The sequence below is a fragment of the Microbulbifer sp. MKSA007 genome (genome assembly GCA_032615215.1).
In the GTDB taxonomy this organism is placed as follows: domain Bacteria; phylum Pseudomonadota; class Gammaproteobacteria; order Pseudomonadales; family Cellvibrionaceae; genus Microbulbifer.
This window is the reverse complement of sequence record CP128433.1, coordinates 3,699,047-3,720,924: the sequence shown is the minus strand read 5'-3', so window position 1 is coordinate 3,720,924 and position 21,878 is coordinate 3,699,047. Positions and strand designations below refer to the sequence as shown.

General features: G+C 50.9%; 19 protein-coding genes. 11 read left to right on the top strand and 8 right to left on the bottom strand.

What is annotated here, in order from left to right; translation table 11 throughout:
* The first annotated feature begins 86 nt into the window (after nucleotides 1-86).
* Genes QT397_19370 through QT397_19360 form a run of 3 tightly spaced genes read left to right on the top strand, consistent with a single transcriptional unit; the run spans nucleotide 87 to nucleotide 2,966 of the window.
* Nucleotides 87-1,163 (top strand): linear amide C-N hydrolase, encoded by a 1,077-nt coding sequence (locus tag QT397_19370; protein WNZ55014.1) that lies wholly within the window; start codon nucleotides 87-89, stop codon nucleotides 1,161-1,163.
* A 31-nt stretch (nucleotides 1,164-1,194) separates the two neighbouring features.
* The gene (locus QT397_19365; GenBank protein WNZ55013.1) at nucleotides 1,195-2,067 is read left to right on the top strand and encodes a GNAT family N-acetyltransferase; all 873 of its coding nucleotides are present in this window, start codon (nucleotides 1,195-1,197) and stop codon (nucleotides 2,065-2,067) included.
* Nucleotides 2,067-2,966, top strand: coding sequence for a polysaccharide deacetylase family protein (locus tag QT397_19360; protein WNZ55012.1), 900 nt, complete (start codon nucleotides 2,067-2,069; stop codon nucleotides 2,964-2,966). The genes QT397_19365 and QT397_19360 overlap by 1 nt, the downstream gene beginning before the upstream one ends.
* Here QT397_19360 and QT397_19355 read toward each other — a convergent pair.
* The 3 genes from QT397_19355 to QT397_19345 form a co-directional block, all read right to left on the bottom strand.
* Complete coding sequence (locus QT397_19355) at nucleotides 2,959-3,756, bottom strand: class I SAM-dependent methyltransferase (protein ID WNZ55011.1); 798 nt, start codon at nucleotides 3,754-3,756, stop codon at nucleotides 2,959-2,961. The two genes, QT397_19360 and QT397_19355, sit on opposite strands and share 8 nt — an antisense overlap.
* A 170-nt stretch (nucleotides 3,757-3,926) precedes the next feature.
* Nucleotides 3,927-5,399 (bottom strand): aminoacyl-histidine dipeptidase, encoded by a 1,473-nt coding sequence (locus tag QT397_19350; GenBank protein ID WNZ55010.1) that lies wholly within the window; start codon nucleotides 5,397-5,399, stop codon nucleotides 3,927-3,929.
* Nucleotides 5,400-5,523: 124 nt separating this feature from the next.
* Nucleotides 5,524-7,491 carry a VacB/RNase II family 3'-5' exoribonuclease gene (locus QT397_19345; protein ID WNZ55009.1) on the bottom strand — a complete coding sequence of 656 codons (1,968 nt, stop codon included), beginning with the start codon at nucleotides 7,489-7,491 and terminating at the stop codon, nucleotides 5,524-5,526.
* A gap of 519 nt (nucleotides 7,492-8,010) precedes the next feature.
* Between QT397_19345 and QT397_19340 the strand changes: the two genes are divergently transcribed.
* Nucleotides 8,011-9,099, top strand: a complete 1,089-nt coding sequence (locus QT397_19340) for a Glu/Leu/Phe/Val dehydrogenase dimerization domain-containing protein (protein ID WNZ55008.1) — start codon at nucleotides 8,011-8,013, stop codon at nucleotides 9,097-9,099.
* Nucleotides 9,100-9,202: 103 nt separating this feature from the next.
* Nucleotides 9,203-12,133, top strand: a complete 2,931-nt coding sequence (locus QT397_19335) for a pitrilysin family protein (protein ID WNZ55007.1) — start codon at nucleotides 9,203-9,205, stop codon at nucleotides 12,131-12,133.
* Nucleotides 12,134-12,175: 42 nt separating this feature from the next.
* Here QT397_19335 and QT397_19330 read toward each other — a convergent pair whose 3' ends face one another.
* Nucleotides 12,176-12,787 (bottom strand): glutathione S-transferase family protein, encoded by a 612-nt coding sequence (locus QT397_19330; GenBank protein ID WNZ55006.1) that lies wholly within the window; start codon nucleotides 12,785-12,787, stop codon nucleotides 12,176-12,178.
* 90 nt (nucleotides 12,788-12,877) lie between these two features.
* Between QT397_19330 and QT397_19325 the strand changes: the two genes are divergently transcribed.
* Nucleotides 12,878-14,242, top strand: coding sequence for an amidohydrolase family protein (locus QT397_19325; GenBank protein ID WNZ55005.1), 1,365 nt, complete (start codon nucleotides 12,878-12,880; stop codon nucleotides 14,240-14,242).
* 183 nt (nucleotides 14,243-14,425) lie between these two features.
* On the opposite strand, the gene QT397_19320 is transcribed toward QT397_19325, so the two are convergent.
* From QT397_19320 to QT397_19305, 4 genes are all read right to left on the bottom strand, one after another.
* Complete coding sequence (locus tag QT397_19320; GenBank protein WNZ55004.1) at nucleotides 14,426-14,980, bottom strand: SIMPL domain-containing protein; 555 nt, start codon at nucleotides 14,978-14,980, stop codon at nucleotides 14,426-14,428.
* Nucleotides 14,974-15,135: a hypothetical protein gene (locus QT397_19315; protein ID WNZ55003.1), complete on the bottom strand. Its 162-nt coding sequence runs from the start codon at nucleotides 15,133-15,135 to the stop codon at nucleotides 14,974-14,976. Before QT397_19315 ends, QT397_19320 begins: the two co-directional genes overlap by 7 nt.
* A 161-nt stretch (nucleotides 15,136-15,296) precedes the next feature.
* Entirely contained in the window at nucleotides 15,297-15,782 is a 486-nt protein-coding gene (locus tag QT397_19310; GenBank protein ID WNZ55002.1) for a hypothetical protein, read from the bottom strand.
* Nucleotides 15,783-15,805: 23 nt separating this feature from the next.
* Complete coding sequence (locus QT397_19305) at nucleotides 15,806-16,462, bottom strand: hypothetical protein (GenBank protein WNZ55001.1); 657 nt, start codon at nucleotides 16,460-16,462, stop codon at nucleotides 15,806-15,808.
* Between the two features lie 75 nt (nucleotides 16,463-16,537).
* Between QT397_19305 and QT397_19300 the strand changes: the two genes are divergently transcribed.
* From QT397_19300 to QT397_19280, 5 genes are all read left to right on the top strand, one after another.
* Complete coding sequence (locus QT397_19300) at nucleotides 16,538-16,978, top strand: VOC family protein (protein WNZ55000.1); 441 nt, start codon at nucleotides 16,538-16,540, stop codon at nucleotides 16,976-16,978.
* Nucleotides 16,979-17,034: 56 nt separating this feature from the next.
* Complete coding sequence (locus QT397_19295) at nucleotides 17,035-18,138, top strand: hypothetical protein (GenBank protein WNZ54999.1); 1,104 nt, start codon at nucleotides 17,035-17,037, stop codon at nucleotides 18,136-18,138.
* A 2-nt stretch (nucleotides 18,139-18,140) separates the two neighbouring features.
* On the top strand, nucleotides 18,141-18,806 hold the full coding sequence (locus QT397_19290) for a GntR family transcriptional regulator (GenBank protein WNZ54998.1): 666 nt from the start codon (nucleotides 18,141-18,143) through the stop codon (nucleotides 18,804-18,806).
* Between the two features lie 209 nt (nucleotides 18,807-19,015).
* Nucleotides 19,016-20,365 (top strand): aspartate aminotransferase family protein, encoded by a 1,350-nt coding sequence (locus QT397_19285; protein WNZ54997.1) that lies wholly within the window; start codon nucleotides 19,016-19,018, stop codon nucleotides 20,363-20,365.
* Nucleotides 20,366-20,481: 116 nt separating this feature from the next.
* The gene (locus tag QT397_19280) at nucleotides 20,482-21,867 is read left to right on the top strand and encodes a glutamine synthetase family protein (GenBank protein ID WNZ54996.1); all 1,386 of its coding nucleotides are present in this window, start codon (nucleotides 20,482-20,484) and stop codon (nucleotides 21,865-21,867) included.
* Nucleotides 21,868-21,878 lie beyond the last annotated feature (11 nt).

Below are 21,878 nucleotides of genomic sequence, written 5' to 3'. Positions count from 1 at the left end.
ACCGGACTTTCTATTGTTTATAGCCGATTATAGTGACTGTAAACGATCAGTATATTAATTAATGATTTCGAGGGATGGTTGGCAAAGTGAAAAGGATTTCATGTTTTTCTAAAGCTATAAACTCCGTTATGGTTTTTGTTGTTGTAGTGCTGTGCCTACTCGAGCCCAGGTCTTCGATTGCTTGTACCCGAATACTCTATGAAACTGGTGATAAGACCTATATTACTGCCCGTAGCATGGACTGGAGTGATACCGATGCAGCTATGGCATTTTGGGTTTTTCCTCAGGGGATGGAGCGCAATGGTGGCTTGGGCCCAAAATCTATTACTTGGACATCGAAGTTTGGCTCAATTGTTATCAGTATTTACGATGCGGCTACAACTGATGGGCTCAATGAAAAGGGCCTCGTAGGCAACCTTTTATACTTGGCTGAGGCAGATTATGGGAGTGCTGCCGATAGGGATAAGCCGACTATCTCTGTTGGGGCCTGGTTGCAATACATCCTGGATAACTACGCAACGGTTGATGCTGCGGTAAAGGGGTTAAAGAGTGACCCATTCACTGTGGTTGGCGCAGACCTTCCCAATGGGAGACCGGCAAGTACACATATTGCAATTTCAGACCCCAGTGGTGATTCCGCTATTTTTGAATATCTTGATGGTGTGCTAAAGATCCATCACGGTAAGCAGTTTACGGTAATGACTAATTCTCCTCCTTATGATCAGCAACTGGCAATCAATTCCTATTGGAATTCAATTGGAGGCCAAAACTTTCTACCGGGTACAATTAGTGCGGCGGACAGGTTTGTACGGGCGAGTTATGCTTTAAAAACATCACCAGAATATAAAAAGTATCGCGATGCATTAGCATCCGCATTCTCCCAAATTCGTGCTGTCAGCGTGCCGCTGGGAATGGATGATCCAGATAAACCCAATATAGCCTCAACATTGTGGCGGTCGGTTATTGATCAAAAAAGTAGCCGCTACTATTTCGACTCTGTTATTAATCCATCAGTAATTTGGTTGGATATGGATAGTGTTTCTATTGAGCCGGGATCTAAAGTAATGACAATGAAATTAGATACTCCAATGGATACTGGTGGGGAAGTGGCATCTAAGTTGAGTCCTTCAGAACCCTTTAAGTTCCTCGCTCCAGGTAGCTGAATAAATACGATAACGAGAAGAGTCTAAGTCAATGCATGAATCATTTACTGTTCGGGAGATGACACGTAAAGAAGTGGGTTTACTGGTTGACTGGGCTGCACTTGAAGGCTGGAATCCGGGGTTGCACGATGCAGAAATTTTCTGGAAAACAGATCCAGAAGCTTACATTGCGGCGGAAGTTCGGGGTGACTTGATTGGAGGAGGGGCAATTACTGCGTACGGTGATGATTTCGGTTTTATGGGATTCTTTATCGTTAGGCCTGAATTCAGAGGTCATGGGTTTGGTAATAGACTTTGGTATATTCGACGGGACCGCTTAAAAACCCGGTTGAGGCCTGATGCAAGCATCGGTATGGATGGGGTATTTGCGATGCAGGATTACTATGCCCGCGGCGGTTTTAACTTCTCCCATCGGAATCTCCGTTATCGAGTCGAGCTTTCTGCTTTTGAGGGTGTGAGTACTCAATGCCCTGATGAAGTTATCCAGCTTAGTGAAGTTTCTTTCGATCAAATAATTGCTTACGACAGGACCTGCTTTCCCGCAAGTAGACGGGTATTTCTGAAAGCATGGATTTCCCAGCCAGAGGCTCTGAGTTTGGGCTATGTCCAATTTGGAAGTCTTTGTGGCTATGGTGTAATCAGGCGTTGCCGCAATGGATGTAAAGTCGGTCCTCTGTTTGCAAATAGCTATAAAGTGGCAGATACGTTGCTGAAGCGACTGGTCTCATTTGCAGATGATGGGCCTATCTTTCTGGATGTGCCGGAAAATAATCCTGCGGCTATGTCGCTGGCCAAGCACTATGGAATGGAGGAAGTTTTTGGCTGCGCAAGGATGTACCTGGGGCCAATGCCAGATATTGCGCGGGACCGAATTTTTGGTGTAACGACATTTGAGCTGGGTTGATGCACAAGAGAAATCTGGAGGGTTACGCTGGGCGTCCGCCTCATCCCCGCTGGCCTGATCAGGCCCGCATTGCAATTCAGTTTGTCTTGAATTTAGAGGAGGGGTCAGAATCCACCAAGTTAAACGGCGATACCCAATCTGAATCTTACCTGCATGAACTTCCTGGCAGGCCTGCACGGGTTGGAGGGCGGGATTTCAGTGTAGAGAGTATGTATGAGTATGGTTCTCGCGCTGGTGTCTGGCGGCTTCTCGATATCTTTAATACTTACAACGTACCTTTAACAGTTTTTGCTACCGGTCAGGCGTTAGAGCTTAATCCGATTTTAGCGCTAGCCCTGGTTGAAGCGGGACATGAGATTGCTGGCCATGGATACCGGTGGATTGATTATAAAGATACTCCTAAGGGTCGAGAAAAACACGATATTCAGCTCACTGTTAAGATAATCGAGCAGTTAACCGCTAGGCCTCCGTTTGGGTGGTATACAGGCCGGGTAAGCTCCCATACTAAATCATTGGTACGAGAAATTGATGGATTACTGTATACGTCAGATTCCTACAGTGATGATTTGCCATTCTGGGAACAGAAATCAGATTCATTGGTGGTGATTCCCTACACCTTGGTGAATAACGATATTCAGTACCTGCTGCCCAGTGGGTGCACGACTGCCGATGATTTCTTTTTATTGCTAAAAGGCGCTTTCGATCAGCTTTGGCGGGAAGGGAGCGTGAGCCCTAAGTTGATGAGTGTTGGACTACATGGGCGAGTCAGCGGCCACCCTGCCAGGGCTGCTGGAGTTTATCGTTTCTTGAAATATATCCAGCGATTTGAACCCATTTGGATTTGTCGCCGCAACGAGGTAGCGCAACATTGGATCTCCAATTTCTCTACCGCTAGATAACTTGGGCGGTAGCTTTCCAAAGCGTTTGTGTGTGGAAAGTGTATGCGGTAACTATACCGGCCTCTTGTTGTGCAGATTTCCATTCTTCAGGGGTGATTTTGCTCTGTGCAATTAACTCTGCGGATACAGGCTCTATAAGTCCAATGATATTTTCCAGTAAGTTTTTACACCTAATCCCGTCACTTTTTCCATTGGCATTGATCACATGGGGTGAAACTACAACTTCGCTGATCTTTAGGGAGGATAGTACTGGAAAAAGATTAACGGCTATTTCAGGAGAACCGCGCCCATTGCCGTAGGCCAGCGTATTACGTGCACGGAAGCATTTCATTAGGTTGAACTTGTCGGGGCCAGTGTAATAGGTTGCGTCGTAAGGCTCGTGAATAATAAGTCTGCCACCGGGGCGTACAACGCGAATCATTTCTTGCAGCATGGTTTTTGGGTTTGGAAGATGTATCAAAACCAAGCGTACAAAAGCTGCATCTACCGATGAATCTGCTAACCCTGATTTTTCTGCGTTACAGAGCTTAAATTCTGTGTTGCAAAGCCCCAACATTTGGGCCGTTTGCTCGGCTTTGTTTAACTGGGCAGACTGTATGTCGAGGCCAATATAACTACCAGCGGATACCTCTTGCGCAATCCAGAGATTGGCGCCTGCACCACAACCAAACTCTGCTACTTGATAGTTTGAAGGAAAATGTATGTCTTCTGTATCCCCGTAGATTTTCCTCTGTAACAGCAGGCGTTTCTGCTCTGAGGCTTTTGCACCAAGTGAATAACTCTCCTTCATTTTCCCGGGGCACCTGTGGAGTTAAGAAATATTAAAATAGTCCAGTGGCTCTCTAACAATAGCTAGAAAGCAGTTTTTAGTGTGGTTGATGCGTTGGATGTAGTAATTGGAGGGCGGCGTGGAAAGGCAAGGTGTCGGGCCTCGGGGTAACCCGAGGCCCGATTGGGCGATTAGTCGCGAGTGGGAATTGCCTGGACCACTTTAATAAAGTAATCCCAGAAATTGGCGACACTCTGGATATGAACCTTCTCTTCAGGAGAGTGAGCGCGGCGAATGGTTGGGCCAAAGGAAACCATATCCCAGTTGGGGTAGGGTTTGGCCAGCAATCCGCATTCCAGGCCGGCGTGAATGACTTTTACTTCAGCTTCCTCGCCAGTCATATCTTTATAGACATCCTTCATCATCGCCAGCAGCGGAGAATCGGGATTTGGTGTCCAGCCAGGGTAGTCGTTGTCCAGTGTTGTTTCTGCACCTGCCAGCTGGAAGGTGGCGGCGACATTGAGGCCGTGTTGGTCGCGGGCACTGTCAGAGAGGCTGCGTACAAGACATTGGATTTTTACTCGATGCTCACCGTTTTCCTCCATTGTTACAACACGGGCCAGATTGTTGGATGATTCAGCAATGCCTTCGAGAGCAGTGCTCATTCGCTCAACACCATTGGGGCAGCAGCGGATTGCGCGAATAAGGGTCAATTGGCTATCTGCGTCCAGGGTGTTGACTGGAGTTTCGGTAGCTTCCAGGGTGATGTCCAGTGCCGCTTCATTGTCCAGTTCACGGGCAATTTGAGCGCTTTCGCTTTTTACAATTTCCTGTACTTTATCGACCGCTACTGAAGGCACGACCAGGGTTGTGAAGGATTCGCGGGGAATCGCATTGCGCAGGCTACCGCCATCCAGACTGGCAATACGCAGCTCAGGGACCTGGGTTAGAGCGGCGTGGATAATGCGGTTTGCGATCTTGTTGGCATTGCCTCGGCCTTTGTCGATATCCAAGCCTGAATGCCCGCCACGGAGGCCGCGAACAGAGAGTTTTACTGCTTCGGCACTGGGCAGGACCGCTTCTGGCGTATAGGGCAGGCTGACATTGACGTCGACACCGCCGGCACAGCCGATATACAGCTCGCCTTCATCTTCAGTATCCAGATTGAGGAGCAGGTCAGCTTCAAAATAGCCAGGCTTAAGATTCTTGGCGCCGGTCATGCCCGCTTCTTCGTCAATTGTCAGCAGAGCTTCCAAGGCGGGGTGGGGAATATCAGTAGATTCCATCAGGGCCAGGATTGCGGCAACACCAATACCATTGTCTGCGCCGAGCGTGGTGCCTTCCGCAGTTACCCAGTCTCCATCCACGTAGGGTTTGATTGAGTCAGTGAGAAAGTCGTGCTCAGTGTCGGCATTCTTCTGCGGCACCATATCCACATGGCTCTGCAGAGCCAGTGTCTTGCGGTTTTCCATACCAGGAGTGGCCGGCTTCTTGATAACAATATTGCCGATTTCATCCAGCTGAACGCCTAGGCCGCGTGCTTTAGCGAAGTTAACGATATGCTCCACTACGCGGTCTTCATGCTTGGATGGGCGTGGAATTTCACAGAGCTTGGAAAAGTGTGCCCACAGTGGAGTTGGGTTCAATTCAGCAATATTGCTCATGAGTGGCCTCGATTTATTCTATTGGTGCCGGAGCTATAAGCTAGCTGGCCGATCAAAGGTGGTGGGCTTTGGCCCCCGGCAGGAAAGCCCGGCGAGCGCCGGGCTTGGGTAAATGTGCAGGAATTTATTTTTGAGCCGCGTCGGCAGCCTCAGTTTTTTCAGCGTTCAGTTCAAAGGCGATGCGTCGTTTGTCTACATCGACAGACGCTACTTTAACTGAAACTTCCTGTTCTAGGTGGAAGCGTTTTTCATTGTGCGTAAGAACCAGGTGCTTGCCATCGAAGGCGGGCAGATTCTTCTTATCGCCATTCATGCGCACAAAGCCGTCAATACCAAAGTCGTCGAGTCGCACGCCGATGCCTGCGCCGTTTACCAGGGTAATTTTCCCTGTAAATTCCTGGCCAACTTTTTTCTCGATAAATTGAGCGTAGAGCCATTGCTCCAGAGCTCGGTTGGCCTGGCGACCGCGAATCAGGCTTTCCTGCAGGGATTCAATTTTATCATCGGCCAGGGTGGAGGCTTTCTCTCCCTGCGCAGCAGCGCGCAGAACGCGGTGGTTGTGCAGGTCGTTGTACTTGCGAATCGGAGAGGTGACGGTGGCGTAGGCCTCGAGGCCCAGTCCCAGGTGAGCCCCTACCTTGTTATCGAGCTGGCCCGGGCGCAGCATACGCTTGAGCACGGCGAGCAGGTTGTTCATCTGTGGCTCTTCATGGTTTTCCAGGTGCTTAACCAGTGCAAGGTAATGCTCCAGTTGCCCCAGATCGGCCTCTGCATGCTCAGGCAGCAGTTCTTTCAGTAGGCTGCGAACTTCTCCCATGCGCTCTTCGCGGAAGCCCAAGTGAACTGAGAAGCAACCCTGCTCAATCTCAGCAAGTTTGCCACCCATGCTGATATTGGTAGCGAGCATGGCTTCCTCGACCATTCGCTGAGCGATATTGCGTTCCTGCTTTTCGATACGCTCGATCTTGCGCTGATCGTTCAAGCGGATTTCATAGTCCGGGCGATCTTCCATTGCCAGTGAGTGGCTGGCACGGTATGCGGCGCGCGCTTCGTAGATTGCCGCCAAATTACGCAGACTGTCCTGTTGCTCCTGGGGCACGGCGGAGTCGTCACCCTCAATAAAGCGGCTGACTTGTTCATAGCTCAGTTTGTGCTGGGAGCGAATAGCGGCAAATTCATAGCGGCTATTGCCAATGGTTCCATCGCTATCGATATCGATATGGATAACCAGGGCGGGGCGCAGCTCGCCGGGAACCAGGGAGAACAGGTTCTCACACAGGTTGCGGGGCAGCATGGGTAGGGTTTCGCCCGGTAAATACTGGCTGTGGGCCCGATTAAACGCCTCTTTATCCAGGGGGCTGTTCTCATCAATTAGCGACGATGGGTCTGCAATAGCAATGTGCAGGGTCCAGCCCCCGTCACGGCTGCTTACGGCCAGAGCGTCGTCCATATCGCGAGTGGTTTCTGCATCGATAGTTGCGAAGCCCAGCTCGGAAAGTTCGGTGCGCTCACCGGTAACTGTTGTCAGTTTCTCCGCAATTGTGTCCGCCTGCTTTTGTGCAGCGGCACCAAATTGCTCGGGCAGCTTGAATTGGGCGACAACATAGGCGTGTTCGATACCGGGCATATCGGGCTTGCCGATAACGGTTTCCACCTTGGCCTGGGCTCTGCCGTCTTTAAATGGATGGCGGTTTACTTTGCAGGCAATAAACTCTCCCGGTTGGGCCTTGCCGCGAGCCTTGGGAGGGAGAAAAATCCAGCGGGACAGGCCATTTTGCGTGGGCTGGATAAAGTGGCCCTGGCCGCGCTGTACATACTGGCCAACAAGGTAGTCGAGCTGGCTGTCGATCAATGCATCGAGCTCTGCTGCGAGTTTACCCTTGTTCTCTTCGGAGAGACTTACTCGAACCCGGTCACCGGGAAATACACGCTCCATTTCATTGGGAGGCAGGAAGGCTTCCCTCCCGTCATCCAACTCAACGAAGCCAAACTTGCCGTTACTGCCGCGAACCCGGCCTTCGGCAAACTCCTTACTGGAGCGAATATCTGTTTTCAGTTGCGAAAGTTGTTTTAGAGCGTCGGCATTCAGCATCGAGTTTATCTCTATGGGTCGATTTGGGCGCGGATTCTACCAGACCATGCGCAGAGGATGTAACGCGCTTAGGCGGTGGAAATGATCTTAGTCGCCAGTGTTGTGAGATTTTCAAAAATTTTTGAAAAAGTAGGCATATTAAGGAAGGCTTCAAAAGGAGGTTCTTTGCCAGAAGATTTATACAGGAATCGTGTTCTCTTGAGGGGCAGTTATAGGAAATTTATAAGAGAGCCGCCAGCGGTAGGAGAGGGCCCGGTATTCAATGCCAATTAATGGAGAAATAAGAGCGTAGAGCTAGCCGCCTAGATTAATGACTGGGCGGCCCAAGTTATTCTGGGGCAAACGAATATCCTAAAAATGATATTTTGGTGTGATGTTTTAGCTATTCTAATGCTCATGTGTGCAAAATATGCAAACTTTGTCTGTGGGAGCTGGATATAATCTTATTCCAGATAAAAACAGATAAGGGCTGTGGTTGTTCCCCAGCTGTAGAACCGGCCTTCCGGAGAGGAACAGTTAATGAGTATTTTTTCCCATTCCGCCTACGATAAACACGAACAAGTGGCGTTTTACCAAGATGCAAAGAGTGGCTTGAAGGCCATTATCGCGGTACACAATACGAATTTGGGTCCTTCACTGGGTGGCTGCCGCATGTGGCCCTACGCCGACGATGGCGAGGCCCTGAATGATGTTCTTCGCCTTTCCCGTGGTATGACTTATAAGTCTGCGATGGCTGGTCTCAAGTTGGGTGGTGGCAAAGCCGTAATTATTGGTGATCCGCGCAAGGAAAAGACCCCTGAGTTACTGCGCGCTATGGGTGAGTTTATTAATACCCTGGGCGGCCGTTATATCACTGCTGAAGATTCCGGCACAAGTGTGTCTGATATGAGTGTTATCGGTGAGACAACCGAGTTTGTTTCCGGCCTGTTTGCGGGCTCCGAGTATGGTGGTGATCCTTCCCCTTCGACTGCTTACGGTGTGTTTGTCGGCCTGAAAGCTGCGGTAGAGCACCGCTGGGGCAAGACTGACCTGACCGGCTTAAAAGTGTCTATTCAGGGTGTGGGCAACGTTGGTTTCCGCCTGGGTAAACTATTGAAAGATGCCGGTGCGGAACTGTTTGTCACCGATATTTTCCAAGACAACATCGATCGCGCGGTTACCGAGCTGGGTGCCATAGCCGTAACTGCCGATGAGATTTTTGACCTGGACGTAGATCTGTTTGCCCCCTGTGCGATGGGAGCAATTCTCAACGATGACACCATCAGCCGCTTGAAAGTGCAGGCTATTGCTGGTGCGGCCAACAACCAGTTGGCGGAAGAGCGCCATGCTGAAGTGCTTCGCGAGAAAGGTATTTTGTACGCACCGGACTATGTCATTAATGCTGGCGGTATTATCGATGTTTACTACCAGCAAAAAGGTGATTACGACGCTGCAGAAGTGCGCGCTCATATCGAAGAGATTGGCAGCACGATGAAAGAAGTGTTCGAGCGTGCCGATGAAACCGGCCAGACCACCGCTCACGTAGCGGACCGGGTTGCCGAGGAGCGCTTTGGTCACCATACGGTTGTAGGCGAGGCCGAAGACAAGTCTGGTACTGTGGCAGCGTAATGTTTTCAGCGCAGGAGTAGAGCTGGTGACCTGATTCCTTGGGCGATTGTCATCTCGCTTCTCTCTGTGATGTATTGATTTGGGCACTTCGGTGCCCATTTTTTTGTCTGGAATATTTGCTAAATTGCGGTTGGTAAAAGGTTTTGCTGACACTCTGGAGGAAAGCTGGCCTAAACTTGCCATCCTGAAATTGCGGTTTTTAAAAGGGAGTGACAATATGGACTTGCGTCCGCTACTTATCAGCGTTGCCATCGCTATTACTGGCCTTACCGCTTGCGGAAAGTCTACCGATGATACGCCTCATGCGCTTTCGGTGGATAAGGAAGCAGCAGCCAGTAGTAAGGCTGCTGCATCCGATAAAGAGGCGTATGTCCCGCCACCCAAGTTGGAGATTCCTTTCCATAAGGAAGTATTGCCCAATGGCCTGACGGTGATTGTGCATGAAGATCACAAAGCCCCCGTTGTTTCTACCAATCTTTGGTACAAAGTTGGCTCTAAGGACGAGCCGCCAGGTAAAACCGGATTTGCTCATTTATTTGAGCACTTGATGTTTAACGGTAGCGAAAACTTCCCAGGGGAATATTTCGAACCCTTCCAGCGCTCTGGGGCCACCGATATGAATGGCACCACCAGCAATGACCGCACCAATTATTTTGTCACTGTGCCCAAAGGCGCCCTGGATATGGCGCTGTGGATGGAGTCCGACCGAATGGGGCATTTTAAAGGTGCAATTACCCAGGAGGTTTTGGATGAGCAGCGCGGTGTTGTAAAGAATGAAAAGCGCCAGGGGGAGAATGCACCTTATGGCAAAGCGTTCGATATTATTGCCAAGAGCACCTTCCCCAAAGGACACCCCTATTCGTGGACGCCGATTGGCTCGATGGAGGACCTGGACAACGCCAGTCTTGAAGATGTCAAAAAATGGTTTGAGGACCATTATCAGCCCGCTAATGCAGTTTTGGTAATAGCGGGTGATGTTACGGTCAAAGATGCGATGGCCAAGGTGCGCAAATATTTTGGTGATATCCCGAGCACAGGGGTGCAACCGCGCATTAAGAATTGGGAACTACCCACCCAAGTGAAAAAGAGGGAGGTGGTTTACGACCAAGTGCCTCAAACGCGAATTTACAAGGTTTGGAATGTGCCCGCAGTGGGTAGCGAAGTGGAAGACGCGCTGGAATTAATGACTTCCCTTCTCGCCAATAGAAAAAACTCTCTTCTTTACCGCCGTTTGGTTCGTGATGAGCAAGTGGCTACCAGCGTCAGCGCTTTTTATTACGGCCGTCAGCTTGCAGGGCAGTTGATGATTATCGTCGACGTGAAACCGGGGCAGTCTGTAGAAAAAGTTGAAGACTTACTGAATAAAGAATTAAAGCAATTCGCAAAAAATGGTGTGAATGCGGATGAGCTGCGCCGGGTTAAACAGAGTGAGTTTGCCGGGCTGGTAAAGGGGTTGGAAAAAACCGGTGGTTTTGGTGGTAAGAGTGACATCCTTGCCCAGTCGGAGTTTTATTTTGGCGATCCCGGAGCCTTGATCGAAGGCGTGGAGGATTATGCAAAAGTATCCGCTCTCGAAGTTCAAGAAGTGGCTGAGCAGTGGTTGAAAGAGGACTCCTACACCTTAATTATGGAGCCGAAGCAGAAGTATACGGCAGCGGCGGAGGGTGCTGACCGCAGCAAGCTCCCCGAGGTAGACAAAAATGTAGAGCTGGAACTGCCAAAACAAAAAGAATTTACCCTCAAAAATGGATTAAAGGTTGTTCTGGCCGAACGCCACGATACTCCCGTGGTACTGATGAATCTGCAATTTCGCAGTGGCGCCTCCGCAGATAAAAATAAGCCGGGTCTGGCTTCAGTTGCGGCGCAAATGCTGAACGAAGGTGCGGGTGATCTGGATAGCCTGGAATTTAGCTCTCGCTCAGAAGAGCTTGGTGTAAATATTGGTGGTGGTAGCGGCCTTGATTATAACAATATCAGCATGAGTGCCCTTAAGACGCAGCTGGAGCCATCGCTGGAGCTATTTGAGAAGGTGGTTACTGAACCTCGTTTCCCCGAGTCCGACCTGGAGCGGGTTAAGTCCAATCGCCTGGATGCAATAGCCCAGGAAAAAGCCCAGCCTCAGGGCTTGGCTATGCGTGAACTGCCGCCGCTGCTATTTGGAGAAAACCACCCTTATGGCTCTCCCTTGACGGGATCGGGTACTCCTGAGGGAATTAAGTCCATAACCCGTGAGGATCTGGTTAATTTCCAAAAGACCTGGGTGCGTCCGGATAATGCAACCCTGACGATCGTGGGGGATGTTACTGAAAAAGAAATAGAGCCTCTGCTGAATGAAACACTCGGAAAGTGGATTGCTCCTAAATCAGAGCTTCCCAAAATTGAAGTTGCCAAGGTGCCCCGTCCGGAAAAGGCTCGAGTTTATTTGCTCGACCGCCCCGGCGCACAACAGAGTTATATCATGGCGGGTTTGCTGATGCCGCCTTGGCAGCCGCAGGGAGCTGAAGCTTTTGATGCGATGACAAATATTATTGCCGGAAAGTTCACTTCCCGAGTCAATATGAATCTTCGTGAGAACAAGCATTGGTCCTATGGTGCCCGCGCGGTTTCCCTCGATACAGAAGGGCAGCGTCCTTATATCCTCTTTGCTCCTGTGCAAACTGATAAAACAGCTCCAGCCATTAAGGAATTGGTAAAAGAGTATGAGGAATACTTAGGAGAGCGTCCTATCACTGCAAAAGAGCTTGAGGACTACCAGAATGATGAAGTCCTGAAGCAAAGTGCTCGATTCCAGACCAAAGGGCAATTGCTTTCCAGTATTAATTGGCAGGTGGAGAAGGGGCTTCCAGAGGAATACATTGCCGAATATCCACAGCGGGTTTCAGCACTGAATAAGGAAAAAGTGGAGGCCTCCGCGAAGGAGTATCTTGCGCCAGATCAATTCACCTGGGTGATTGTTGGGGATCTGAGTAAGATTAAAGGCGAGGTTGAAGCCTTGGATATTGGCCCCGTTGAGGTGCTTCCTGCAAAGGACTGATTGAAATTATTTCCCCGCCCTGTTTGGGCGGGGAAATAGGGTTTAAGCTTTAAAACTGGGGCGCTCTTTAAGTTGTTCACGCCACCTGATTAGGTGAGAGTGCTTGGACGGATCGGGTCGAAGGTTTTGCACTTTGCCGAAATCCAGTCCGCAAACCATGCTGATATCGGCCACTGAAAAATAGTCACCAACCAGGTATTCATGGTCTGAAAAATGATTGTCGAGGGTATCCATAAACTTCAGGGCTCGTTTGCCTGAATCCTCACCAAAATCGGGGTAAACATTCATCCGGTCCTTAAAGAAACCGGAAACGTGCTGGAAACACATCCCGACAGGAAACATAAGGTTGAAGTCGGCACGGCGATTCCACATTTCCACCAGTGCTTTTTCCTTGGGGGTGCGGCCGAAGAGTGGTGGCTCTGGGTGTAGCTCCTCAAAATAACGCTGAATGGCCACTGATTCCGCAATGTAAGTACCGTCATCCAGCTCCATTACGGGTACTTTTTTATTGATATCTTTGCTTCGAAACTCTGAGCTAAGATTTTCCCCTTTTGTAATATCTATTCCGACATATTCTGCATCTAACCCCTTTTCTGCCATAAACATGCGAACACGTCGACAGTTTGGTGCTGCTGCGAACTCATAGATTTTCATAGAGGCTTCCTCTCGCCTGGGTAATTGCGTAGATTGTGCGATCTTGGTAAAGGACGTTAAGAATCTAAAAGAGATCTACTGGGGACGACAATGACAACAAAGACCAACCGAAGCTACTTTGTCAACCGCGCAGCCGCCGTAGCTTTGTCGGTATTTGCCGGGCTTTTTAGTTTACAGGCTGGGGCGGAGAGCATCGCAATTTACGCTGGCAAATTATTTGATAGCAGTAATGGAAAATTATTGGAAGACCGCACCATTCATATTGTCGACGGACGGGTTGAGTCCGTGCAGAAAGGGTTTGCCAAGCGCGATCGAGAGCGCTTAGTCGACTTGAGAGAATATACGGTATTGCCAGGTTTGATGGACATGCACAGCCATCTCACTTACGAGTTTGGGCCACGTGCTTATATGGAGTCTTTCAGCTGGAATACTGCCGATTTTACCTTGCGCGGCGTGGATGCTGCACATCGCACTCTACAGGCTGGATTCACCACGATTCGAAATCTTGGTGATCACGACAACGTGACTGTGAGTTTACGTAATGCAATCAACAAAGGCCTGGTGGAAGGTCCGCGTATTTATACGGCGGCAAAGACAATCGCAACTACCGGTGGGCACGCTGACCCCACCAATGGGCTAAGGCAGGACTTGATGGGGAACCCTGGCCCGGTGGATGGTGTTATTGATGGGCCGATCAGCGCGCGCAAAGCGATTCGTCAGCGCTATAAGGACGGCGCTGACCTGATCAAGATCACCGCGACAGGTGGGGTCTTGAGTGTAGCAAAGAGCGGCCAGAACCCTCAATTTATGCAGGATGAGCTGGAGGCAATTGTTGAGGCTGCTAAGGACTATGGTTTCACAGTTGCAGTACATGCCCACGGTAAGGAGGGAATGATTCGCGCAATTCGTGCTGGAGTGGACTCCATTGAACACGGCACCTATATGGATAATGAAGTGATGGACCTGATGCGCCGTAACAACACCTGGTTTGTGCCGACTCTAATGGCTGGTGAGTGGGTGACAGAAAAATCGGCGATTGAAGGCTTCCTGCCAGACCTGGTGCGCCCGAAAGCCGCGACTATGGGGCCTTTAATGCAGGATACTTTTAGCCGCGCTCACAAGCGCGGAGTAAAAATTGCATTTGGAACCGATACAGGTGTTACCCGTCACGGCGATAATGCCCGTGAATTTTTACTGATGGTGCAGGGTGGAATGAGCCCGGCCGATGCATTGCGTTCAGCGACTTGGAATGCGGCCCAGTTGCTGCAAGTACAGGATGAACTGGGCAGCATTAGCGAGGGCAAGATAGCTGATATTATCGCTGTGGCTGGAAATCCCCTGGAAGATATTTCGGAAATGCAACGGGTTCTGTTTGTAATGAAAGAAGGCGTTATTTACAAAGAGTCCAGCGAGTTGCCAAGTGATGTGTTTCTTGAGCAAGATATCAGCGGTTAGTCGGTAGAGAAGAATGGCAGTGAAACAGCAAGGCTGTTGTGCTGTTTCACTGCTGGCAAGACATTAGCTACTACGGGGCAGCAGGGAAGAATCGAAATACGCTGTGAATATATTCAAGCCCTGAATGGCCCCAAGCACCGTGTATCCTTCCTGCCTCCGTATGTGAGTAGCTATTGCTCCGTATTAGTCCTCGAGTTCGTATACCAGATCCAGATTGACGGTAAGAGTGGTTTCTCCCGGCGATATAGGGGTGGAAGCGCTGTCTGCCATCTTGGCCCTTTCAGTGAACATCATGGGGCGTGGCATACCGCCGTTGCCATTTTCTGAAATACTGACAATGCGACGCACTTTTGTACCCAGCGCTTTGGCGTACATTTCTGCACGTTCCTGGGCGTCTTCAAGGGCTTTTTCCCGGGCTTTGGCTTGAACTGGAGCAGGTTCACCAATTTCGAAGCTCGGACCGTTGATCTGGTTGGCTCCAGCGGCAGTAAGATTGTCCAAGATCTTGCCGAGTTCATCCAGTTTGCGAACCTTCACGCTGACGGTATTTCGCGCAGTGTAACCAGTGATTCGGGGTTTTTTGTTTTGCTGGTACTGGTAGCGCGGAGACAGGTTAACGCCTGTGGTTTGAATATCTTTCTTGTTGATACCCGATTTTTTGATGGCGGCCATTAAAGACTCCATCTGATTGGCGTTATCGCGCATTGCCTGTTTGCTGTCCTCTGACTCGGTTACCACTCCAACAGAAATTTTTGCGATATCAGGAACCTGACTTGCCTCCCCCGTGCAGCGATGGATACCATGGTCCCCCGGTCTTCTGGAGCCCGCTCGTTACCACAGGCGGTGGCGAGCAGGGCGAGAAGGGAAATTACTGAAATTTTTACTGCTTTCATAACGCTTCCTTATCCATTGAGTGCTGATTGTTGCGACGAAAATGGCGCCATTATTTTATAGATTGAATCCTGAACCGCAGCTGAGCCGGTGTGCCTTTTAGGTGTGAAATATGCTCTAGCGGCGGTGGTAAAAATCACTTTGTCCTCTTTGCTCTGAAGCTTTAAGAGTTAAAAACCTGCTGGTAAGTTTCATCCTTATCGTGATAGATGGCGAATCCCACCCTGAGAAACTGTTGTCGCCGATCACACAGAACTGCTCGAGCCTTGAGCTCTTCCTGAACCCTCTGTGAGATTTCTGGTTGTGAGCAGTTAAATGTGAAAAAGTGGCCGTGACCTTCTTCCAGATCATGACAAATCAAGTTGTTGCGATTCAAGATGGGATGGTCTGAGTTATCCATGCTATTCAGGAATCGGGTTTGCGCATTGAGAACATAGCTGTGTATTTTCTCGATGGTAATGCCTTCGCGATGGAATAAATCGAAAATAGCCAGGGCTTTGTAGAGTGTTGAATAGTCCATGGTCGCTCCGGCAAAGCGCAGCCAATTGTCGCTATATCCGACTTCTCCCGAGCGATTCTCCAGCTCAGCCATTTCTGCGAACCAGCCGGTATTTACAGGGCGTAGTGTACAGTTCGCAGGAATTGTCATAAAACACAGGCCTTCACCGGCGCCTAGGTACTTATATGATCCTGCCGTAAAAAAACCTTGTCTGCAACGGTTGAAAGATCGATTGGGCGGGCAAAAAAACCGTGATATCCATCGATAACGAATTGTGTGTCATGCGGTTTCTGTGCCGCAACCTCCAGCAGCCGGGGAAATACCACACCAGAGTCAAAAAATACCAGGCTGGCATAGGCCAGATGGTATTCATTTTTATGTAGTTCAGTCTCAAATCTTTCCGCCAGGGTGGCGTAGGGTTCTTTGGCAACTCTCGTTACCTCTACTTGAGGAAGCTCTTCCAGACGTTGTAATTGGCGAGTAAAACTGTAGAACTCTCCGTCTGTAGTGAGAATGCGCAATGGTTTACTGGGATCGAATGAACTCAGTAGCCGATACACTAGTTCATGGGTATTTGGGGCTATAGCGATCAAGTCTGCCCTGGGTAGGTTGAGGGATTTTGCGATCGCCGCTTGCCATGAGGGTATCTTCTCCTCAAAAATTGGCCCCCATTTTTCATCGGCCAGAAGTGCTGAATCGCGCCAGTACTGCTGTACTGCATCAAGGGTAACATCGGGCCAGTAGTGGTGGGAGTGGCAAGCCATGTGCAGCATGGAAGAGGGACTGCCACTGGGCGCCTGAAGGAACTCGCGATAGAATTTTTTATACATATGCGTTTAGCTTTAAAAAGCCGATTTATTTGTTATGGGCTGATTGTAGAGCTTGGCAACAAGAAGGAGTAGAGGGTGAAGTACTTACACACGATGGTTCGCGTAACCAATCTGGATGAATCTCTGGCGTTTTACTGTGAAAAGCTGGGCCTGCAGGTCGTTAGTCGAAATGATTATGATAAAGGGCGTTTCACCCTAGTGTATCTCGCAGCTCCCGAGGATCTTGAAGCGGCCAGGGAGAATAAGGCCCCGACATTGGAACTCACTTACAATTGGGACCCGGAAAGCTACACTGGCGGGCGGAATTTCGGACACCTGGCATATCGGGTAAATGATATTTACGGGGTGTGCCAACGCATGATGGATCAGGGGGTGGTCATCAATAGGCCTCCGAGAGACGGCCATATGGCATTTCTTCGCTCCCCAGATGGGATTTCCATTGAGTTGCTGCAAAGTGGAGAGCCCCTCCCACCCCAGGAGCCCTGGATGTCTATGGATAATCAGGGTGAGTGGTAGCCCGGGATAGTTGAAGCCTGAGATAAATTCTGACGGCCAAGAAAAAGAGAAAGTGAGTGAAAAATACCAATTGTATTCTACTGGCCGGAGAGACGGCTGCGCGGCGCATACGTGAAGAGGGGTTGTCCCAGAGACAATTTTCGACGCTGGTCGGCGCTTCCGGCGGTCCCAAGTGGCTGGTGATTAGCCAGTTGGATCGGGTATTGATGGGGGAGTTCTTCAAGGCGCGGAGCGAGCCAATTGTCACCTTGGGATCATCTATCGGTAGTTTTCGCAACATGTGTTACGCAATGGCAGAGCCGCTATCAGCACTTGAACGATTAGAGCATCACTACATCTACCAAGCCTATTCTGACAAGCCCTCCCCTGAAGAGATTACTGCCGGCGGTCGCAAGATGCTGCAGGCAGTGTTGGGTGCTGAAGGTGCGCGCGAGGTAGTGGAAAATCCCATTTGGCACAGCCACTTTGTGGCGGTCAGGGGTAGGGGGCCACTGGCCAGTGAAAACAAGGCGCTGTTGGCGCCGGCATTACTCGCCTCGGCACTGGCAAATGCTGTATCTCGCAACAGCCTGAGCGCTTTTTGGGAGCGGGTGGTTTTTCATTCGCAAGAGTCGGCAGGCATCCACTTCCAGAACCTGAGCACCGAAAATATTCCGCTGACTGAGCAGAATACCTGTGCTGCTGTACTGGCCAGTGGCTGTATCCCTTTGGTAATGACAGGGGTGCAGACACCGGAGGGAGCTCCACAGGGTAATTATCGCGATGGCGGTATCACCGATTACCACTTTGATCTGCGCTTCCGCCACCCCCAGGGCCTAGTGCTCTACCCGCACTTTTTCCCCTATATGGTGCCCGGCTGGTTTGATAAAGGGCTCTCTTGGCGACGGGTTCGCGGAGATGCCATGCAATCCACTCTGGTTGTGGCTCCTTCGCCCAAATTTGTTGCCTCCTTGCCCTATGGAAAAATTCCAGACCGCAATGATTTCTACAAGCTCGACCGTGAAGACCGTTTGAAGTACTGGGGGCGGGTGGTTGATCTCAGTCGCCGGGTGGCAGATGATTTTTATGAAATTTGGCAAAGTGGCCGGGCGGCTGAACATTTAATTGAGGTGGGTGCGGAGGATGTCCCTCATATGTTGGAGCAGGTCAGGGCAGCATAGGTATGGTGCAGGAATTTAACAGTCCCCAGGAAGAGTACCGCACAACCCAGGAGAGGGTTTATTTTCAGGTGCGGGATGCCATTCTGCGGGGAAAGTTTTTGCCGGGTAGGGCGATTACTATCCGGGGTCTGGCCTCGGAGCTTAATTGCAGTCCAATGCCGGTTCGCGAAGCGTTGCGTCGCCTGACCTCGGAGCGGGCCTTGGAGCTGTCAGATACCCGCCGGGTCAGGGTGCCGACAATGACCCCGGAAAAACTGGCAGAGATTTGTGCCGCTCGTGTGGCCCTGGAGTGTCAGGCCGCTGAACAGGCCCTGCCATTGGTCGGGGATGCAGAATTAGCGCAACTTCGGGAGCTGGATGAGCGTGTAACAGAAGCTCTCGCTCAGAAAGACATCGAGCGCTATGTAACCACTAATCTGGAATTTCACTTTACCCTTTATCGCCTGGGGCAGCCCCATATCATCCTATCCCTGATCGAGAGCCTGTGGCTACAGACAGCTCCCCTCCAGCACTTGGTTTTCCAGCGCTTTGGCGTGCAGGAGTTGCCAGACCGGCATCAAGATCTGCTCGAAGCTATTGCCAGTAAAGATGAGTTGAAGGTGCGCAAAGCCATTCAGCAGGATATTGAAGAGGGGCTCGGCTCTATCTCTGCAGAGGAGCTGCTGTAGCGGCTCCTTTCCCCCCAGTTGACTATTTAGTTCCCTTTTTCTCCTCGCACTGGCGCGATTCGACCTTATGTTTTCGGTAAGGGCAGATAGACCTTGCGCTTCTGTCGATGGCCCCACTAGAATGTGATCACAAATTAGTGGTAACGATTTGGCCTTTTGAGCCCGATTGGTGGGCGCTGAGCAAGGCCTGTGAAAGCCAGGAGAGAAATATGAACAAGACTGAGCTGCAGCAACACGACCGTGAGCACCTGCTACACCCATTTACTGACTTCCATGACTTGGGCCAGCAGGGGACCCGTGTGATTACCAGCGCCGAGGGCGCTTACATCACCGATATTGATGGCAACAAAATGCTTGATGGCATGTCAGGCCTCTGGTGTTGCAACCTCGGCTACAGCCGCAAAGAAATCAGCAATGCGATCTACGAGCAGCTGAATACCCTGCCTTTCTATAACAGCTTCTTCCAGTGCACTACGGTGCCCTCGATTGAACTGGCCGACGCCTTGGCTGAAGTGACCCCGGCGCATATGAACAATGTGTTCTTCACGGGTTCCGGTTCCGAGGCAAATGATACTAACCTGCGCCTGATCCGCCGTTTCTGGGATATCCAGGAAAAGCCGGAGAAGCGCATCGTTATTTCCCGTAAGAATGGCTATCACGGCTCTACCATTGCCGGTGCCAGCCTGGGTGGTATGAGTGGTATGCACAAGCAATTCCAGCCGCTCGACTACATTGAGTACGTACAGCAGCCCTACTGGTTTGGTGAGGGCGGCGATATGTCTCCAGAGGAGTTTGGTATCCAAGCGGCTCGCAGCCTGGATGAGAAAATCCAGGAGTTGGGCCCGGATAATGTTGCGGCGTTTATCGCTGAGCCAATCCAGGGTGCTGGCGGCGTAATTATCCCGCCGGAAACTTACTGGCCGGAAGTCAAGAAGGTGCTGGACCAGTACGACATCCTGTTGGTGATGGATGAAGTGATTTTTGGTTTCGGTCGTACCGGTGAGTGGTTCGGTGCCGACTATTACGGCATGAAGCCCGACCTGATGACTTTCGCCAAAGCAGTAACCAACGGTTACTTCCCCCTGGGCGGTACCATGGTGAGTGATCGTGTCGCTGAGGTGATCAAAACCAAAGGTGGCGAGTTTACCCACGGTTACACCTACTCCGCGCATCCGGCTGCCTGTATGGCAGGTCTGGCAACTATCAATATTCTGCGCAACGAGAAGATTATCGAGAATGTCCGCGATGTAACCGGCCCCTACCTGTCCAAGCGTTGGGCTGAACTGGCGGAGCATCCGATCGTTGGCGAAACCCGCAGTTTGGGTATGGTCGGTGCCTTGGAGCTGGTAAAAGATAAGGCCAGCCGCGCTCGTTTTGATGATGACTGCACCGCTGGTGCGGTATGTCGTGACCTGAGTATCAAGCACGGTTTGGTGATGCGCGCCGTTGGCGATGCCATGGTTATCGCACCACCGCTGATTATGACCACTGAACAGGTCGATGAGCTGGTAGAAAAAGCGCACCGCGCCCTGGACGACACTGCTAAAGCACTGGCGTAACATAGCGGCAAGATACTCTGTTGCAGAGGCGGTCTGATACCCCGTTTTCCATAGTTTGAATGGAAAAGCGGTGTTGGGCCGTCTCTGCGTTTAGATTGGATCACCCCAGGCACCTTATGTCTCAAGAAAAAGAATTCACTGCCCAGCCCGATCTGCTGGAGCAGTCGCAAAAATTCCTGGCAGAGCACTCGGACCTAAAGTGGATCGAAGGCTTTATGTTCGATATCAATGGCGTGCCGCGAGGGAAGTGGTTGCCGGCAGAAGCTGCGGAGAAATTGCTCAAGGGCAGTCTGCAAATGCCGCGTAGCGCGGTCAGTCTCGATATCTGGGGGCGGGATATTGAAGACAGCCCGCTGGTATTTGCCAGTGGAGACAGCGATGGCGTTTGTCTGCCGGTTTCGCCTATTAGCCTGGCGCCCTGGCATCGCGAGTCCACCGCCCAGCTGCATATGCAGTTGCATGAGGCAGATGGCTCCTCTCTCTATGCCGATCCCCGCAGCCAGTTGCAATGCGTGGTAGAGCGTCTCGGTAAACTGGGTTATACCGCCGTGTGTGCGACCGAGCTGGAATTCTATCTGCTCCGCGATGAGGTGGATCATCTGGCGCGTCCGCGCCCGGTTAGCGATAACGACGCCGAGCTGGTGCCTTCCACCGACGTATACGATCTGTCCGAGCTCAATGCACAGCGACACTTCTTTGCCGATGTGCGAGCTGCCTGCGAGGCACAGGGTATTCCCGCAGATTCAGTATTGTCGGAGTGTGCGCCGGGACAGTTTGAAATCAATCTGTTGCACAGTGCCGATCCCGTTAAAGTGGCAGACCAAACATTACTGTTTAAGCGCTTGTTAAAAGGAGTGGCGCGCAGTCACGGCTTCCGCGTGAGTACCATGGCCAAGCCTTTCGGGGATCAGGCGGGTAACGGAATGCACGTGCATATGAGTTTGATCGACGCCAATGGAAAGAACGTTTTTGATGACGGTTCTGACACTGGCTCCGATTTACTGCGTTATGCCGCAGCAGGAATGCTGGCGACTGCCAACGATGCGATGGCGTTTTTCGCACCTCACAGCAATTCCTATCGCCGCTTCCAGGAGAGCTCTCACGCACCGTTGAATCTCTGCTGGGGCTACGATAATCGCACTACAACTTTGCGTGTGCCCGCCAGCGATCCTGTGGCGCGGCGTATCGAGCACCGCATTGCCGGGGCGGATGTTAACCCCTATCTGGTGTTAGCTGCGATTCTCACTGGTGTGTGTCATGGCATTGAGAACCAGATGGAAGCGCCTGCACCTGTGGAAGGCGATGCTTATCAGGTGGAGAGTGAGAAGTTGATCAATACCTGGAGTGGCGCACTGGAGCGCTTTGAGCAGAGCCCCTTGTGGCGCGAGTATCTTGATCCGCGCTTTGTGGAATTGTTCTCTCTGTTGAAAAGACAGGAGCAAGCAGAGATAGCTGCCCGCGTTACCGATGTTGAATACCAGAGTTATCTGCATCGGGTATAAACATTGGCGGT